The organism is Paenibacillus sp. FSL H3-0457, assembly GCF_037981725.1.
In the GTDB taxonomy this organism is placed as follows: Bacteria; Bacillota; Bacilli; order Paenibacillales; family Paenibacillaceae; genus Paenibacillus; species Paenibacillus amylolyticus.
The window spans coordinates 3,845,762-3,858,302 of the sequence record NZ_CP150283.1 but is presented as its reverse complement, the minus strand read 5'-3'; the positions used below and the strand labels follow the sequence as shown (position 1 = coordinate 3,858,302).

The 12,541-nt window shown below is 44.8% G+C and carries 11 protein-coding genes and 1 pseudogene; 9 read left to right on the top strand and 3 right to left on the bottom strand.

Annotated features, from left to right (window positions below; genetic code table 11):
- Positions 1-83: 83 nt before the first annotated feature.
- The gene (locus MHH25_RS17050; RefSeq protein ID WP_340017615.1) at positions 84-434 is read left to right on the top strand and encodes a hypothetical protein; all 351 of its coding nucleotides are present in this window, start codon (positions 84-86) and stop codon (positions 432-434) included.
- Between the two features lie 112 nt (positions 435-546).
- On the opposite strand, the gene MHH25_RS17045 is transcribed toward MHH25_RS17050, so the two are convergent.
- Positions 547-1,173, bottom strand: coding sequence for an FMN-dependent NADH-azoreductase (locus MHH25_RS17045; RefSeq protein ID WP_036613802.1), 627 nt, complete (start codon positions 1,171-1,173; stop codon positions 547-549).
- A 236-nt stretch (positions 1,174-1,409) separates the two neighbouring features.
- On the opposite strand from MHH25_RS17045, the gene MHH25_RS17040 reads away from it, so the two are divergent.
- The 7 genes from MHH25_RS17040 to MHH25_RS17010 all read left to right on the top strand — a co-directional run bounded on the left by MHH25_RS17040 (position 1,410) and on the right by MHH25_RS17010 (position 9,658).
- A complete protein-coding gene (locus MHH25_RS17040) occupies positions 1,410-2,348 on the top strand; it encodes a sugar-binding transcriptional regulator (RefSeq protein WP_062836066.1) in 939 nt (312 codons plus the stop codon).
- 213 nt (positions 2,349-2,561) lie between these two features.
- Positions 2,562-3,212, top strand: coding sequence for a deoxyribose-phosphate aldolase (gene deoC, locus MHH25_RS17035; protein ID WP_076250397.1), 651 nt, complete (start codon positions 2,562-2,564; stop codon positions 3,210-3,212).
- Between the two features lie 231 nt (positions 3,213-3,443).
- Entirely contained in the window at positions 3,444-4,631 is a 1,188-nt protein-coding gene (locus MHH25_RS17030; protein ID WP_036613804.1) for a NupC/NupG family nucleoside CNT transporter, read from the top strand.
- A gap of 29 nt (positions 4,632-4,660) precedes the next feature.
- Positions 4,661-5,839 carry a phosphopentomutase gene (deoB, locus tag MHH25_RS17025; RefSeq protein ID WP_047843308.1) on the top strand — a complete coding sequence of 393 codons (1,179 nt, stop codon included), beginning with the start codon at positions 4,661-4,663 and terminating at the stop codon, positions 5,837-5,839.
- Positions 5,840-5,935: 96 nt separating this feature from the next.
- Positions 5,936-6,643: a purine-nucleoside phosphorylase gene (gene deoD / locus MHH25_RS17020; protein ID WP_017688193.1), complete on the top strand. Its 708-nt coding sequence runs from the start codon at positions 5,936-5,938 to the stop codon at positions 6,641-6,643.
- Between the two features lie 179 nt (positions 6,644-6,822).
- Complete coding sequence (locus MHH25_RS17015) at positions 6,823-8,124, top strand: pyrimidine-nucleoside phosphorylase (protein WP_340017614.1); 1,302 nt, start codon at positions 6,823-6,825, stop codon at positions 8,122-8,124.
- A gap of 313 nt (positions 8,125-8,437) precedes the next feature.
- The gene (locus MHH25_RS17010; protein ID WP_340017613.1) at positions 8,438-9,658 is read left to right on the top strand and encodes a hypothetical protein; all 1,221 of its coding nucleotides are present in this window, start codon (positions 8,438-8,440) and stop codon (positions 9,656-9,658) included.
- A gap of 81 nt (positions 9,659-9,739) precedes the next feature.
- On the opposite strand, the gene MHH25_RS17005 is transcribed toward MHH25_RS17010, so the two are convergent.
- Together MHH25_RS17005 and MHH25_RS17000 are read right to left on the bottom strand one after the other, a co-directional pair.
- Positions 9,740-10,723, bottom strand: coding sequence for a TIGR03943 family protein (locus MHH25_RS17005; RefSeq protein WP_340017612.1), 984 nt, complete (start codon positions 10,721-10,723; stop codon positions 9,740-9,742).
- A gap of 82 nt (positions 10,724-10,805) precedes the next feature.
- The gene (locus MHH25_RS17000; protein ID WP_340017611.1) at positions 10,806-11,840 is read right to left on the bottom strand and encodes a permease; all 1,035 of its coding nucleotides are present in this window, start codon (positions 11,838-11,840) and stop codon (positions 10,806-10,808) included.
- A gap of 130 nt (positions 11,841-11,970) precedes the next feature.
- Here MHH25_RS17000 and MHH25_RS16995 point away from each other — a divergent pair.
- Positions 11,971-12,522: pseudogene (locus MHH25_RS16995) on the top strand (GTP-binding protein); the annotation flags it as partial.
- Positions 12,523-12,541 lie beyond the last annotated feature (19 nt).

Here is a 12,541-nt window from a genome sequence, read left to right as displayed (position 1 = left end):
CAACTTTTTCCGACAGCTATTGCATATCCTGAAATACCGAGTATAATACTTGGTAAATAGACGAAAAGGGGATGCAATAAACGATGAAAACACATGCTGAATTGAACTCACTTCTTGTTGACGATTATCTGGATCTCCTGAACATTGCGAAACAGCTAGGTGATAACGAGTGGAAAGATGCTATTCTGCAAGCATTGAAGGAAGAAGTCGATGCGAATCATCATCTGGATTCCAAAGAGGTAAGACAGGATTTATGGATTCAATTTGAAGGCATTAATGAACAAATGCATGATCTGTTAATGCAATTGAAGCATGCCGACAGTCCTGAGGAGAAAGAACAGATTATTGAAATGATCTGGGGATTGAAAGTAGACCGTCATGCGATCACACGTAAACTTGAAACCATGAGCCGTGCCAGTGCTGGACATCAGTAAGCTCTAGGTTGATTATACATTGAAAACCCGCGTGTTTCCTGGGATTATCCCCTAGGTCGCACGCGGGTTTTGTTTATGTTTTGAGTGTTATACTACTTTTTGAACAACCTATTTAAAATTGTTTTGCGAAAGTGCGTGCTTGCTCTATAGCTTGTTGCTTGATCTCATCTGCACGGTCTTTATATTGATTGTGCCCCTCAACAAAAATGCCATCAAGCTTCGGCACACCGAGGAATGACATGATAATGCTTAAGTAACGATGACCGGATTCCATCTGAGCCGCCGGGCCTTCGGAATAAATGCCACCGCGCGCCTGAATATGCAGTGCTTTTTTATCAGACAGCAGTCCAACAGGACCTTGTTCGGTATAACGAAATGTTTTGCCAGCTACGCAGATCGAGTCCACATAAGCCTTCAGAATAGGGGGGAACGAGAAGTTCCACATCGGGGTTACAAAAACATATTTATCTGCTGAGGCAAATTGATCCGAAAGTTCATTCAAACGGCTTACTTTGGTCTGCTCTTCGGCAGTCAGATCACTACCCGATTGCAGTTTGCCCCAACCACTGAAGACATCCGCATCGATATGCGGAATATCCGAACGATACAGATCGAGGTGAACAACCTCATCAGAAGGGTGACTTTCACGATACGCATCAATAAATGCTTTGCCTGTAGCCATGCTGAAGGAGGTTTCATGATCATGAGGATGGGCAGTAATATACAATAAGGTAGACATGTAGTTCTTCCTCTCTGTGCGATTAATGGGGTGAAGCGATCTTGGCAATGATGAAGCGACCGCAGTAGTATGCATCGTTTCCCCCGTTTTATACGTCAGAAAGGGATATGAATGGATCGATCATGATACTGAATTGGATGCTATATGGTGACCGGATACTCAATCCATGTATAATATATAGGACGAGTATTTATTTTCCAAAGACAATAGGATGAGTGAGATGAGCGCACATGGGAATGGACCTGGAGAAGCAACGATTAAGCATTGAAGCAGCGAAATTGTATTATCAGTCCGATTATAGCCAGCAGGATATTGCCGCAAGGTTGGGCGTGTCGCGTCCAACGGTGTCAAGATTACTTCAGTACGCCAAAGATCGTGGATACGTCCGGATTGAAATTATGGACCCGCTGGAGGATATCGACATCATTGCCGGAGAACTTAAGTCGAAATATGATCTGGATACGGCACTTGTGTGTTTTGCCCCGTTGAAGAGTGATGAGGAAATACAGAAGCATATCAGTAAACGAGCAGCGGATTATCTTCAAGAGACGGTTCAGGATGCAGATATTATCGGGGTGACTTGGGGAACAACCATGCATGCTGTAGCACGCCAACTTCGTCCCAAGCAGGTTAAAGGTGTCGAAGTCGTACAATTGAAGGGGGGCGTAAGCCACTCCCATGTCAATACCTATGCCGCTGAGATTGTTCATTTGTTCGCTGAGGCATTCCATACGGTACCAAGGTATCTGCCGCTGCCTGTGATTTTCGACAACATTGAAGTAAAAAACATGGTGGAAGCGGATCGACATATCGGCAGAATCGTGGAACTTGGCAGACAGGCCAACATTGCTTTGTTTACCGTGGGTACTGTGAAGGAAGATGCATTATTGTTCAGGCTCGGTTACTTCAATGAAGAAGAGCAACAATTGCTGATGAACTCCGGTGCAGGTGACATTTGTTCACGCTTTTTCGACGCGGAAGGTCAGTTGATCAGTGAAGAGATTAACAGCAGAACCGTTGGAATTGATCTAGCGGAGTTGAGAAATAAGGAAAAATCAATCCTTGTCGCTGGGGGACAACGCAAAATTGAAGCCATACACGCCGCGCTCAAAGGTCATTACGCAAATATTCTGGTCACGGATCAGTACACAGCGCAGGCATTACTTCGATTTTAATTTCAAATGGATATGGATGACAACATCTGCCATGCAAACAGGGCGGATGTTTTGCTTTTTTAGGAAGAAAATATAACGAAGAAGAAATGTAAGTGTAACTGTGAACAAAAGTTCAAGTTGATTTTTACATATGTTCATGTTAGTGTAAGGGTATAGAAAATAACTAGTTCAGATAAGGGAGAGATTCAATTGACTACACCACAATTAGCTAAAATGATCGACCATACGTTGCTTCGTGCGGACGCAACGCAAAGTGAAATGGCCAAGTTAACCGAAGAAGCAAAGCAATATCAGTTTGCTTCCGTATGTGTTAACCCAGGCTGGGTTGCTTATGCTGCTGAGCAGTTGCAGGGTTCTGGCGTAGATATCTGCACCGTTATTGGTTTCCCTCTGGGAGCATCTACATCGGAGACAAAAGCTTTCGAAACGAAAGATGCGATTGCTAAAGGTGCAACTGAAGTCGATATGGTCATCAACATCAGTGCTTTGAAAGATGGCAAAGATGATTTCGTTGAACAAGATATTCGTGCTGTTGTTGAAGCGGCTGCGGGTAAAGCTTTGGTGAAAGTTATTATTGAAACTTGTCTGTTGACGGATGAAGAGAAAGTACGTGCTTGTCAGGCAGCTGTGCGAGCTGGAGCTGATTTTGTTAAAACTTCTACAGGTTTCTCCACAGGTGGAGCAACGCCAGAAGATATCGCTTTGATGCGTCGTACTGTAGGTCCTGATGTTGGCGTTAAAGCTTCCGGTGGCGTACGTAGCCTGGAAGATATGCAAAAAATGATCGAAGCGGGTGCAACTCGTATCGGTGCTAGTTCTGGCGTGAAGATTATGCAGGGCGAACAGTCTTCATCGTCTTACTAAGCAAAAGCATCTTATCAAGAAAAAAGCTTAATAAATAAAAGTAATGTTATATTCTCTGTACTTGGGCAGTCGACTCAGGTACAGGGAATACAACTTACACTTGTATTTTAAATAACGGAACTAATTGTAAGCGCTTCATAAGTTTTCTGAAAGATTACTGATAAGAATGCTTAAGAGCCCTTTGAGCTGAATTTTCACATCCGGCTTAACTACCTTCAAAGGAGAAATCAAATGAAATTTCTAATTGCCATTATCGGCTTACTCGTTGTTTTTGGACTGGCTTATATCGCAAGCAACGGCAAAAAGCAGATTCGTTACCGGCCGCTGGCTATCATGATTGTTTTGCAAGTTATACTAGCTTATGCTCTGTTGAATACAGGAGTGGGTACTTTTTTAATTGGCGGTTTCGCGACCGTATTTAAAAGTTTACTCGACTATGCGAATGAAGGTATCGCATTTGTATTTGGGGGTTTGACTACTGTAGGTGCCGAAAGTGGGGGGGCACCGTTCTTCCTCAGCGTATTGATGCCGATTGTTGTCATCTCCGCCCTTATCGGTATATTGCAGTATATCCGAATCTTGCCTTTTGTTATAAAATATATTGGTCTGGTATTAAGCAAAATCAACGGAATGGGCAGACTGGAATCATATAACGCGGTTGCTTCGGCTGTATTGGGGCAATCTGAAGTGTTCATTTCTGTGAAAAAACAAATTGGGTTGTTGCCAAAACATCGGCTGTACACCTTGTGTGCTTCGGCGATGTCCACGGTATCGATGTCGATTGTTGGTGCTTATATGACCATGATCGAGCCGAAATATGTGGTTACAGCTCTTGTACTGAACCTGTTTGGCGGTTTTATCATTGCTTCGATTGTGAATCCTTATGAGGTTACAGAGGAAGAAGATATATTGGAAGTACAGGAAGAGGAGAAACAGTCCTTCTTCGAAATGCTCGGCGAATACATCCTGGATGGATTCAAAGTTGCTATCATCGTAGCTGCGATGTTGATCGGTTTTGTTGCTTTGATCGCACTTGTTAACGGAATTTTCAGCGCGGTGCTTGGCATTTCGTTCCAGGAGCTACTTGGTTATGTGTTTGCACCATTTGCCTTCATCATGGGTGTTCCATGGAAAGAAGCGATTCAGGCAGGAAGTATTATGGCAACCAAAATGGTATCCAACGAATTCGTAGCTATGCTTAATTTGAAAGAGACTGCAATGTCTGCCAGAACAACGGGTATCGTATCTGTCTTCCTCGTGTCGTTCGCCAACTTCTCCTCCATCGGTATCATTGCTGGTGCGGTGAAGGGACTCCATGAGAAGCAAGGTAATGTGGTCGCCCGCTTCGGTCTGAAACTGCTTTACGGTGCTTCGCTTGTCAGCGTGCTGTCAGCGATCATTACTGGACTGTTCTTGTAAACCGGATTATTGGAAGGAGTGCTTAGGTTATGTCAACATTCAAAAGAGTACATCTGATCGTTATGGATTCTGTAGGGATCGGCGAAGCGCCGGATGCAGCAGAATTTGATGATTTTGATGTAGATACCTTTGGTCACATTGCACGTGAACGCGGAGGTCTGAAAATGCCTCACATGGCCAGTCTCGGACTGTCCAACATCAAAGAAATTGAGGGTGTCCCTGTAGCGGATGCACCTAAAGCGTATTACACCAAGATGCAGGAAGCATCCAGAGGCAAAGACACAATGACAGGTCACTGGGAGCTGATGGGTCTTTACATTGATACACCTTTCCGTGTGTTCGAGAATGGTTTTCCTGATGAGTTGATTCAACGCATTGAAGAGAAAACGGGCCGCAAGGTGATCGGTAACAAACCGGCCAGCGGCACGGAAATTCTGGATGAGCTGGGTGCAGAGCATGTTGAAACTGGCGCGCTCATCGTTTATACATCCGCCGATTCGGTTCTGCAAATTGCAGCACATGAGGACGTTGTTCCACTGAAAGAGCTGTATGAGATCTGTGAGTTCTGCCGTGAAATTACACTTGAAGATCCGTATATGCTCGGCCGCATTATTGCACGTCCATTTGTAGGTGAAGCGGGTAACTGGAAACGTACTGCAAATCGTCATGACTATGCGCTTAAACCTTTTGGTCGTACTGTTATGAATGAACTGCAAGATAGCGGATTTGATGTGATTGCTTTGGGTAAAATCGCAGATATCTATGATGGCGAAGGTGTAACCAAGGCTGTTCGTACCGTCTCTAACATGGATGGCATGGACAAGTTGTCTGAAACGATGGATGAAGAGTTCACTGGACTCAGCTTCCTGAACCTGGTTGATTTTGATGCCCTGTACGGTCACCGTCGTGATCCGCAAGGTTATGCTCAGGCACTTGAAGACTATGATGCACGGCTGCCAGAGATTTTTGCCAAAATGACCAATGATGATCTGCTGCTGATCACAGCTGACCATGGTAACGATCCAACATACCGCGGTACAGACCATACACGTGAATATGTACCACTGCTTGCCTACTCTCCGCGCTTCAGCGAGGGCAAAAAGCTTGATCTGCGCAGCACATTTGCTGACCTTGGCGCAACCGTAGCCGAGAACTTTGGAGTGAAAATGCCGGAATACGGCACCAGCTTCCTGAAAGATTTGAAATAAGTTTTTCAAAACTGGATAGGGGAGGTCGGAGTAGCTTGGGCTGCTCCGGTCCTGCCATCATAATAGACTAATTGTATAACTGGAGGAGATTCATTCATGAGTACACATATTGGAGCAAAACCCGGGGATATCGCAGAAACGATTCTATTGCCAGGAGACCCTTTGCGCGCGAAATATATCGCAGATACGTATCTCGAAGATGTTGTATGTTACAACGAAGTTCGTGGAATGCTCGGTTACACAGGTACATATCAAGGACACCGGATTTCGGTGCAAGGTTCAGGGATGGGTATTCCGTCCTTTGCAATCTATGCTAACGAATTGATCAGCGAATATGGCGTAAAAAACCTGATTCGTGTGGGTACTTGTGGCGGTATGCAGGAGCATGTACGTGTACGTGACGTCATCCTTGCACAAGCAGCATGTACAGATTCCAGCATGAACAAACACGTATTTGGTGGTTATGACTTCTCACCAATCGCTACGTTCTCCCTGCTGAAAGAAGCCTATGACCGTGCAACAGCTAAAGGTATGAAGATTCACGTTGGTAACGTATTCAGCTCCGATTCTTTCTACCGCGATGACCGTTCCGTAACCGAGAAGTTGATGAAACACGGCGTACTCGGCGTAGAGATGGAAACAACAGCATTGTACACTATTGCTGCCAAGTTTGGTGTTAACGCACTGACGATCCTGACGGTAAGTGACCACTTGCTGACAGGCGAAGAAACATCTGCCGAGGAGCGTCAAAAAACGTTCAACGACATGATGGTAGTTGCCCTGGACACAGCAATCACACTGTAATTGTTGCATTTTATATTCATAATCATTTGATTTGGATCGAAACTTTTGTTTTAGCACGAAGTGAAGGGAACCGGAACCGATTCTGAAGAAGCGTTAGCGTTCGGAGGAATCGATCCGGAGCCGGAACGGTCCCAGTACAAAGTGTTCTATACAAATCATTTACCCGAGGAGAGATCATCATGAGAATGGTAGACATTATTGCTAAGAAACGCGACGGAAAAGAACTGACAACAGCTGAGATTGATTTTGTTGTTCAAGGATACACACAAGGAGAAATCCCCGACTATCAAGTCAGCGCTTGGGCGATGGCAGTTTTCTTCAAAGATATGACAGACAAGGAACGCGCCGATCTGACGATGTCGATGGTGAATTCCGGTGAGACGATCGACCTGTCCGCTATCGAAGGCATCAAAGTAGACAAGCACTCCACGGGAGGAGTGGGCGATACAACAACACTGGTACTGGCTCCGCTTGTTGCTGCGCTGGATGTACCTGTTGCCAAAATGTCCGGCCGTGGACTTGGTCACACGGGTGGTACAACAGACAAGCTGGAATCCGTTGCTGGTTTCCACGTAGAGCTTGAAAAAGAAGAGTTCATTCGTCTCGTAAACGAACATAAGGTTGCAGTTATCGGACAAAGTGGTAACCTAACGCCTGCAGACAAAAAGCTCTATGCACTGCGTGACGTAACAGCTACCGTTAACTCCATTCCACTGATCGCCAGCTCCATCATGAGTAAGAAAATTGCAGCAGGTGCTGATGCAATCGTGTTGGATGTTAAAACGGGTGCTGGTGCATTCATGAAAACAACAGAAGATGCAAAAGAATTGGCGCATGCCATGGTAAGCATCGGTAACAATGTTGGACGTAAAACGATGGCTGTTATCTCCGATATGTCCCAACCACTGGGTCTGGCGATTGGTAACGCACTTGAAGTGAAAGAAGCCATCCTCACACTGCAAGGTAAAGGTCCAAAAGATCTGGAAGAACTGTGTCTGGCACTTGGACGTCAGATGGTATTCCTTGCTGGCAAGGCAGATTCCTTGGAGCACGCTGAGGAGAAATTAAAAGAAGTGATCCAGAACGGTAAAGCCCTGGAGAAATTCAAAGATTTCCTGGCAAACCAAGGCGGAGACGCTTCGGTTGTGGATCATCCAGAGCGCTTACCTCAAGCACAGTATCTGGTTGAAGTTCCAGCAGACAAAGATGGCTATGTTGCCGGAATCGTCGCTGACGAAATCGGAACTGCAGCAATGCTGCTCGGCGCAGGCCGTGCAACAAAAGAGTCCGAGATTGATCTCGCGGTTGGTCTGATGCTGAACAAAAAAGTCGGGGATGCAGTCAAAGCTGGTGAGTCCCTCGTAACGATCCATGCCAATCGTGAAGACGTAGCAGACGTCATCGCGAAGATCCAAGAAAACATTACGATTGCGGATCATGCCGATGCGCCTGTATTGGTTCATGATATCGTAACGGAATAATACAATCAGAGCAGACGAGATGTAATCTCATGCCTGACTGAACATGAAAGCCCCGAAGCTATGTAATCCATAGCTTTGGGGCTTTTTATTGTTATTTAAATTATATTTTGTGAGATTATATTTACTCTTACTTCAATATTTGAGATAATATTAAAGTTATATTTTTCCTTTTGAGGAGGGTAGAAATTAGGTTAATATAAGGATCGAAATAGCTCTTTTGAGGTCCGAGGTATCTAAAGAAAGCTAAAATTCAATTCGTTCAAGCTGGTAAGTTAGATTTCTTAGCAAGTACATACTTTAGGAGGAATTCAAGTTGTTTGGGAAATTTCAGAAAACATTATTTAGAAGAACATTTATTGTGTTGAGCGTTTTCATTTTATTGTTTGTAGCGACAGTTCAATTTCAAGCAGAGGCAGCTAATTCAGACTTTGCTTCTGGTGAACTGGAAGCAGGAGCAATCATGCAATGGGGGGGGACGGCACTCTTAGCAGCAGCGGGAAATGCAACAAGTATTGATCCCGTTATTATGGAGCAAGTTCATCAATTTGGACAACAGGCATGGCAAGATGCAGATACATCTACAAAATTAGAAATTACGTCCTCCATTCAGGGGTACGACGATTTATGGGGTACCAATAGAAAGTACAGTCTACAATGGTCCTCAGATGCGCATATTTATTTGGTGAAAAAATGGAATGAATACTTCGGTGCAGGAGCCCTGATTAATGCTTCAAACAATAAAATAGATACAGTTGCTACTATTAATTCGGTTATTATGAATTCAATTGCTGATGCCAGAATGGCTGATACAGGGTTTTATCGAGACTTAGGATTCATAAAAAATGCGTTTGGTAAAGATATTTTCCTTAGAGGAGTTCAGATAGATTATCATGGAGCAATAAATATAAATTTTAATGAACCTTATACAATTCCGGGTGACAGCCCATTATTAAAAAAGAAGTTTCCCAACGCGCTTGTGGCTTATCGCGAAGCGGTGAAGGAGTTAGGGATCAAGCCTACATATCAAACGGTACAGCCTCGTTTTGGATTGCATCAGCATCCTTACACTCGTTATGAACCTTTAGCCTTCCCTGAAGAATTCCCAACTAGACTAACCCTTCCCGCCCTTAAAGGAATTGTTAATAACCAAGGTGTAATTACAACTCTCGAAAAACCAAACATCGGACGGGTCGGAAACAGTTTAACAGGAGAAATCGCTATTAGTTATCCTACCTATATTGGAGACACAGGCACGTTTACAAAGGCGGATTCCGTAACTCAGGTACCTCCAGAAGAGCCGGTTAATGGTGGTGGAAGTGGGACTGGTAATGGAGATGGAAGCTCCAATGACACGCCTACTTATTCACCGCTTGATCTTATTGTATATAAAGCCATGGTTCAATTCATACAAGAATACCGACTTAATCATTCGAATAATTTGGATCAGCTACTAGAGTATATGAAATTAAATGATTCCGGCAAGCCGGATAACAAGCAAGTTTGGAATGAGTGGTTGGGAAGCTTCACCAAATAAAGACTTAAAAACACACTATGAATGTATAGTGTGTTTTTTTATATACGTTATTTTAGGTTTCTTATAGTCTATCGGTTCTCCTTAATTGTTACTAAGCTTCTCATACGCCATCACCGAGTCCGCATTGGTGTAAATATAAGGTGTGGATGGCTCAGCCACAGGTGTCACCTTTGTGGCCCGAATCTCAATTGTGTCCTTACCGTTCACCTGTGCTGAGCCGATGCTGCCATCGATTTGCACCCAGCTATCTGTAGGAAAGCTATCCGCTTCGGGGATGTGAATCATCACGCCAAAGGGAGCAGCATCCGCGGGGCAACACATGACGAGAAATCGTCCCAGCGCAAAATGTGATTCATGATCCATGCTTTTGTCCCGATAAACGAACCCGGTTAAGGAGATATCTTTGCCTGCAAATTGTCGCTGGAACATATCAATCGTGCCGAGGGTTTCAGAGAAGATCTCGGGATAGACTCGGATGACCTGTTCTGCATACAACTTCTCCGCCAGTTCAGCTAATTCGCGGCTATACTCGTCTGGGGGAATGAACTGTACTTTGGTGGCTGATGCAGGCTGAACGGTCGTTGGTTTTTGTGTGAGATCTTGTACATACAATTGCGTTGCCGGATCAGGTAAAGGCTCTTCTCGACGAATCTCGGGAGGGGCATAGGTGAGAGACATGCCTTTCTGACTGGCCATGGAACTGCCGAGAGCCCGATCAGGTAACAGAAATCCCAGCAACAAGGGTATGGCAATCAGACCATATACCATTGAACTACGAAGGAACCCCGAGGGTGGTGGATGCTCACAGTCACAATGAACCTCGTTTCTACCGAAAAGTCCATGCCAAGCCATGATAACGGCAATAAACAATAAGGGAACAGGACAGCATAACAGCAGTTTTTGCATGGTAGGAGCCAAATAATAATGAAGTGAGTCACTTGAATTCAAGTGAATAATGTATACCGCAAGCCCGCCGATCCAGACCGCACGGATCAAGTTATGCCATTGGATGACGTGTGACCTTGGAACAGGAGGTTTGGTCATGGTGTAGATAGTGTGGTTCATAACATCGCCTCATTTCTATTCATCGTCAGGATGAAAGTTCATGGGATTAACCATTCAGGCCATGAAGTATGTTGCTCAACCTTTATACCAGTAGATTAATCAACCACGAGCCGGCAAAAACGAGCGTAATAATCGCTAGACTTAGACCAATAACAAATCGGGTACGGAAGGTGGAGAGCAGCATCAGGGTGCTTTTGAAATCCAGCATTGGACCAAGCACAAGGAAGGATACCAGCGGCCCCAGTGCAAACGTATGTGAGAACGCAGAAGCCACAAAAGCATCAGAAGTGGAGCAGAGAGACAATACATAAGCAAATCCCATCATGAACACATAGGAGGCAACAGGACCATTACCAAGTGAGATCAGATCACTGCGGCTAATGAATGTCTGGATGCAGGCTGTAATCAAGGCACCGATCACCAAATATTTGCTCATATCGACAAATTCGTCTCCGGCATGAATGAAGAAGCTGCGCCAGTTTTTTACATGGTTATGATCATGTGCATTTGCGTGCGGGTGAAGTTGCGCCATTTTAAAACCAGTATGTGTCTTAACCTCTGTCACTGCGACTTTTGGCATCCGAAGGGGATTTCGACGAACAAACACATACACAAGCATGCCTATGGAAGCCGCTACAGCAAAGGCCAGTCCCATGCGGGCAATGGTAATCTCAGGATGGGAGGGAAAGGCGAGCAAAGTTGCGGTAAATACGATGGGATTGACTACGGGACCACTCAAGATGAACGTAACTGCAATATAGGCTGGCATGCCTTTGTGCATCAACCTTCTCACGACCGGGATCATGCCACATTCACAGATGGGGAAAATAATACCGAGTAGCCCTGCGACCAGCACACCACCGATCGGATTTTTTGGCGTGAGTTTACGGACCATTTCTTCAGATACGAACCACTGCATGAGCGAGGACAATAGCACACCCATGAGCAGAAAAGGTGCGGCTTCAAGGAAAATACCTATGAATACGGTTTTCATATTTTGCAAAGCTTCACTGTTCCATGCTTCCTTCAAGTCTGGAGCCATTGTGATCAACACGGGAACAAGAAATGCACAAGGGACCAGGAAGGACAGGAGCTTCAGATTGGCTGCCATTTTCATGAAACAGACCTCCACAACTAGGACTTTGCTAAAATATATGCTTGTACGTGCGGCAACATACATCATTCCTATGTTCTAATCAACATTTTTACGATTAATCAAGATTTTTCATCATATTAGATGTTGACATCGCACGACACATGGTCAGATTGATCCGAGAGAGATATTGAATACGGGACGTTTTGATTTTGAAAAAGCAAGCCAGTCCGCGGGTTGGATCCGCGAATTAATGAAAGAGGAACATACGCCGGAGACTGAAGAATATGGAATTCATTCATTTGTCTATCATCGTAGACGTCCATTCCACCCGGAACGCTTACTGCGTTGGATTGCGAATTGGCCAGATAACATCGTGCGATCCAAAGGTCTGATGTGGTTGGCAACAAGGAACCATATGGCAATCTCTTTCAGTCATGCAGGCACATCGAAGCAGCTTGCGCCAGCAGGAATATGGGTAGGTGCGATGAGTGAGGAGGAAAGGCAACTTCATTTTGGCGACACGCTGCCAAGCATACCGGACTGGGATGATGAGTGGGGTGACCGGGTAACCAAATTAGTATTCATCGGCAGTGACATGGACTGGGCGGAGATTGAACGTACATTGGATGAGACCCTTCTTACGGAGGAGGAGATGTTGATGAACTGGCGTGAACTGAAAGATCCTTTTCCAGCGTGGAGTTGAAGTGAAAAGAAAAGATCTT

What these genes read in the sequence shown, in the direction of transcription:
- deoD (WP_017688193.1), top strand. Translation starts at nt 5,936, where the DNA reads ATGAGTACACATATTGGAGCAAAACCCGGGGATATCGCAGAAACGATT.
- deoC (WP_076250397.1), top strand. Translation starts at nt 2,562, where the DNA reads ATGATCGACCATACGTTGCTTCGTGCGGACGCAACGCAAAGTGAAATG.
- MHH25_RS17015 (WP_340017614.1), top strand. Translation starts at nt 6,823, where the DNA reads ATGAGAATGGTAGACATTATTGCTAAGAAACGCGACGGAAAAGAACTG.
- MHH25_RS17000 (WP_340017611.1), bottom strand. Translation starts at nt 11,840, where the DNA reads ATGAAAATGGCAGCCAATCTGAAGCTCCTGTCCTTCCTGGTCCCTTGT.
- MHH25_RS17005 (WP_340017612.1), bottom strand. Translation starts at nt 10,723, where the DNA reads ATGAACCACACTATCTACACCATGACCAAACCTCCTGTTCCAAGGTCA.
- MHH25_RS17040 (WP_062836066.1), top strand. Translation starts at nt 1,410, where the DNA reads ATGGACCTGGAGAAGCAACGATTAAGCATTGAAGCAGCGAAATTGTAT.
- MHH25_RS17045 (WP_036613802.1), bottom strand. Translation starts at nt 1,173, where the DNA reads ATGTCTACCTTATTGTATATTACTGCCCATCCTCATGATCATGAAACC.
- MHH25_RS17050 (WP_340017615.1), top strand. Translation starts at nt 84, where the DNA reads ATGAAAACACATGCTGAATTGAACTCACTTCTTGTTGACGATTATCTG.
- deoB (WP_047843308.1), top strand. Translation starts at nt 4,661, where the DNA reads ATGTCAACATTCAAAAGAGTACATCTGATCGTTATGGATTCTGTAGGG.
- MHH25_RS17030 (WP_036613804.1), top strand. Translation starts at nt 3,444, where the DNA reads ATGAAATTTCTAATTGCCATTATCGGCTTACTCGTTGTTTTTGGACTG.